The organism is Thermomonas sp. (assembly GCF_025993755.1).
In the GTDB taxonomy this organism is placed as follows: domain Bacteria; phylum Pseudomonadota; class Gammaproteobacteria; order Xanthomonadales; family Xanthomonadaceae; genus Thermomonas.
This window is the reverse complement of the sequence record NZ_JAMQHN010000174.1, coordinates 1-1591: the sequence shown is the minus strand read 5'-3', so window position 1 is coordinate 1591 and position 1591 is coordinate 1. Positions and strand designations below refer to the sequence as shown.

Annotated in this window: 1 protein-coding gene; it reads right to left on the bottom strand. The window is 69.5% G+C overall.

What is annotated here, in order from left to right:
* Window positions 1-1568: SLC13 family permease (locus Q0X16_RS12640; protein ID WP_297835047.1), on the bottom strand; the 1568-nt coding region annotated here is incomplete at its 3' end.
* Between the last annotated feature and the right edge of the window lie 23 nt (window positions 1569-1591).

The window sequence follows — 1591 nt, the reverse complement described above, 5'->3', positions numbered from 1 at the left end:
TAGGCCTGCTCCATGGTCAGGCAGCCGGTGCTCACCATCAGTGTCGCGCCAAGGATCGCCGCGACGGAAATCGGCAGCCAGCCCGAAAAGGCCAGCGCCACCACCAGCAGCATCAGCGCCGCGGCCACCGGTGCGCGCTGGCGGTTGGCGACCACCGGGCCGAGCGGTGTCAGGACGATGAGGTCCGGGTCGTCGCGCAGCAGGGCCAGCTTGGCGCGCGGCCCGAGCAGCAGCAGCGCGTCGCCGAAGTGCAGTTCCTGGGCATCGAGGTCGGTGCGGATGGCGCCGCCGGAACGCCAGATCGCCACCAGCTCGAGACCGTATTTCTCGCGCAGGTTGATCGTGGCCACGCGTTTTCCGGCCAGCGGCGAGTTCGGTGCCAACGCCACCTCGACCGTCGCCAGGCGGTCCGACTCGAAAATGTTGAGCTGGGGTGCGACGCGTTCGCTGACCTCCAGCTCCTGCAGTCCGCGCAGCACGTCGAGGTCTTCGGGGCGGCCCTGGATGAGCAGCAGGTCGCCGCCGAGGATCAGCGCGTCCGGCTCGGGCATGACATGCAGCGTGCCCTCGCGGAAGATCGCCAGCAGGCGGAAATCGAAGGCATCGCCGAGCCGGCTGCGCGCGAGGGTCGTGCCGCCGAGGCCGGAGTCGTCGGGGACGCGGACGATGAAGGCCCGCTCCTGCATGCGGTAGCTGTCGAGGAGTTGCACCTCGCTGATCTCGCCGACGCTGTCGAAGTCGCTGCCGGGCCGGATGGCCGACAGGGCTTCGTCGCTGCCCTGGAGCAGCAGGTGGTCGCCGGCGCGCAGCGGCACGTAATTGAGGTTGGTGCGCCGGACCAGCGTGCCGCGCCGGATTGCCACCACGTTGGCGGCGAAGCGGCGGCGGAAGTCGCCATGATGGAGCAGGTCCTTGACCAGCGCGGAATCCTCCGCGATGCACACCTCGAGCAGGCGGATGCGTTCGGCCAGCAGTTCCTGCAGCACCGGGGCTTCGCGCTCGATTGCCAGGCCGCTCCAGCGGCGCAGTTCGTCGAAGCGGTCGAGCCGGCCCTGCACGAGCAGCCGGTCGCCGGCGGCGATGGGGGTGTTGCGCGAGGGCAGCGTGATGACCTGATCGTCGCGTTCGAGGGCAACGACGATCAGTCCGGCCGCGGTGCCGATCCGCGACTGGGCAAGCGTTTTGCCGACCAGCACCGAACCATGCGGCACGCGCATGGTGAAGGTGCGCTCCTGCAGGCCGTACTGGGCGCGCAGGTTGCGCTGGCTGCGGTGCTGGGACTCGCCGCCGGGGTCGCGCTCGGGCAGGAAGCGCCGGCCGATGAAGGCGATGAACAGCGTGCCGGTGATGAACGCCCCGGCGCCGACCGGGAAGAAGTCAAAGAGCGTGAAGGGGCGTTCGCCATGCGAGGCGAGCGCATCGCTGGCCAGCAGGTTGGGCGCCGTGGCGATCAGTGTCGTCAGGCCGCCGAGCAGCGTACCGAACAGCATCGGCATCAGCAGTCGCGAGGCCGGGACCTCCGTGCGTCGTGCCACCTCGATCACGACCGGCAGCATCAGGGCAGCCACGCCGATATTGTTCATGACAGTCG